This window comes from Pseudomonas sp., from assembly GCF_030147005.1.
In the GTDB taxonomy this organism is placed as follows: Bacteria; Pseudomonadota; Gammaproteobacteria; order Pseudomonadales; family Pseudomonadaceae; genus Aquipseudomonas.
On the sequence record NZ_JASLAW010000145.1, the window covers coordinates 1 to 2,752 of the forward strand.

General features: G+C 60.0%; 2 protein-coding genes and 1 pseudogene. All 3 read right to left on the reverse strand.

The window, feature by feature from the left end; translation table 11 throughout:
- A partial coding sequence (locus Q1V60_RS13575) for an RHS repeat domain-containing protein (RefSeq protein ID WP_300631139.1) occupies positions 1–1,942 on the reverse strand: 1,942 nt, incomplete at its 3' end.
- Between the two features lie 203 nt (positions 1,943–2,145).
- Complete coding sequence (locus Q1V60_RS13580) at positions 2,146–2,382, reverse strand: MerR family DNA-binding protein (protein ID WP_300631141.1); 237 nt, start codon at positions 2,380–2,382, stop codon at positions 2,146–2,148.
- A 129-nt stretch (positions 2,383–2,511) separates the two neighbouring features.
- Positions 2,512–2,752: pseudogene (locus tag Q1V60_RS13585) on the reverse strand (hydrolase); the annotation flags it as partial.

The window sequence follows — 2,752 nt, forward strand, 5'->3', positions numbered from 1 at the left end:
TGTCCATCTGCGAGAAACTGGCCCAGTGCCGGACACAGCGCGCCGCTTTGCCGGCGCGTTCCCACGCCCAGAAGAAACTCGCCCCACCGGCCAGTTGCCGCTCGAGAATGACGTGCTGATCGTCGTACCGATAACGCTCGCTTTCACCGATGGCATTGGTCGCCGACGCCAGTCGTCCGGCGTCGTCATAGGTGTAGGAAACGACGTTCTGCTCGGTCACCCACACGAAAGGCTCATGGCCTTTGGCGCGATGGATTTGATAGTCCACCGCCACAATGCGGTCGAATTCATATCGCAATAAAAGCGAACGCCCCGCACCGTTATCCAGCCGCTCAATCCGCCCCAACCGATCACGGCAAATGCGCAAGCGGTTGTCGTACGCATCGCTGATCGCCGTCAGCACACCGTCGCAAAAGTGGTAGAACCGTGAGGCTTGGGCCAGCACCAACTCATCCGGCGCAGACCCCAAATAAATCGCCGCTTCCGCCAGGCTATTGGTAATCGCCGGCCGAGCCACCGTCGGCAAGGGCAGGGTGGTCGAGCGATTCTCATGGTCTGTCCACACCACCGAATCGCCCGACACGGAAAGCCTGTGCGCCAGCGCATGACTCCAGCCAAACCCCAGCCCGCAATCCACCTCCACCGCGCTGGTGCGATACAAGCGCGTCCACTCAAACGGCAAGATGCCATCCAACGTGCCATCAGTCAGGGTCAGCAGTTCCTCACCGGTGACCATCGACACCGGGCAACCGTTGGTAACGGTTTTATCCGCAGAAGCCGCAGCATCCCCGGCCGGATTTTTAGCCGGGCCCGGCACATCGTCCACATGCTCTTTCTGCAGCAGCACCGCGTTCTGCCGAGCCTTCCAGCGCATCTGCAGGGTGCCCTGTTTCAGCTCGCCGACCACCCCTCGAACCGCCACTGCCTTATAGCGATCCACCGCCTGCATAAACTTAGTCAGAATTGCCAGCATGCTCTGTACGAAGCCAATCGCGGCCTCAACAATCCGAGCGCCATACTTGACCAGCCGCAAGCTCAAATACGCCACACCCGCCGCCTGCAAGGCGATGGTCAGCACCGCGCCAATCACCAGATCAATCAGCAGCGACACGACTAACCCTGCGGCCACTTGAGCGGTCTGGCCCGGGGGCAATGCGTCCAGCCAGACCAACGCGGTGCGCACCAGAAGGAACAGCGCCGCCTCATCACTGGCCAGCAACATCGCTTGTTCCATGATTTTTGGGGCATCGGTGGCGATCTGCGCCAACTTGGCGGCTTGGGCGCCCAGGTGCTCTACGTACTGCAATGGATCTTCAAGGATCGACTGCACCAGCTTAATGCTGTCCCAAACATCGCGAATCGCCGCCCAACTGCCCGCCAGTACGCCGCGGCCAATCGCACTGGCCGTGGATTGCTGCCAACGCGGCTTGAAGTCCTTCCACTGATCGCGCAGCCATTGCTCCAGGTCTGCTGTCAGCCCGGCATAAGAGGCAAACAAGGCATCCACTTGCTGCGCCGAAACACCGCCTTGAACCCGAACTTGATAGCGCCCGCCAGCGGCGCAATAGTGCGAACCCTCGCCGTGCTCATCGAGCATGATCACGGCTGAGCTACCGTCATCCAGGCGGGTCACCTCAACGGGGATGTCGCCAATCGGCACGTCATACAGGGACTCGAACCTGCTCCGGATCTTAAGCACGCCACCCACTGGGCAACGAGCCACGGTAGAGAAATTCTCGTCGGTAAGGCTCACCGACCGCTGCGAATCCCCAGCCCGCAACACCCGGTCCATCTCCAGCAACGACGGCATGTCCGCGGCATGGCTCACCGAATCCAGTGCTCGGGAATACCAGGCACCCAGTTGCTGGCGATAAATCATCAGGCTCTGATGGAAAGTATCCAGCTCATATTCGATCGAGGTGATGTGGGCTGTGTGGGTCATCCATGACGTCTCGGCAGAAGGCAAGGCGTCGGAGTCTGCCGCAGCGAAAGGCGGCTGGATGAGCGGTTTGAAAAATCAGATTGCGCTTACAATGGGCGGATAATTTTCGGTGCCGACTTGTGCCCCCGGATCACTTCAGATAGCGACGCTACTGATTGACGAACAGCGCCCTTGAGCGTCTTTCAGTTGGGTTTCAAACGCATTCAGCCCGGCTCCATCCGCTGCAACTCGGCGATTTGCGCAGCTAACGCGCGTTTCTTGTCGGCGATGGCCTGGGCGGCTCGGTCCCAAGGAGGCGCATCACCGCCATGCCCCTGCAAGATCGCTTGCAACTCTTTGAGCCCGAACCCCAGCTGCTGGGCACACTTGATAAACGCCAGCAGCTCCACACTCTTCGCCGTGTAGACGCAATAACCGCCCTGGCGCGCAGGCTCGGGCATCACCCCGCTGCAAAACGAATGGAAGCAGTGGCGAAACTGGAGTTGGCCGTTGAGCGGTTGTTGGCTGGATAAGTAACGAGCTGAAAAAGCCTGCTTTTCAGGGCAGGCTTATCGTCACATGCGGCTTACTTACTTCTGCTGGGCGGTCAGCGCCGCATACCCATTCATCAAGTTGCGGTAGTTAGGAATGCGCTGGGACAACAGGTTGCCCAAGCCGTCGATATCGTTGCGCCAGTCGCGGTGCAACTCACACGCCACCGAGAACCAGTTCATCAACTGCGCGCCGGCCTGGGTCATCCGGCTCCACGCCGCTTGCTGCACGGTGGTATTGAACGTGCCCGACGCATCCGTCACCACAAACACCTCAAAC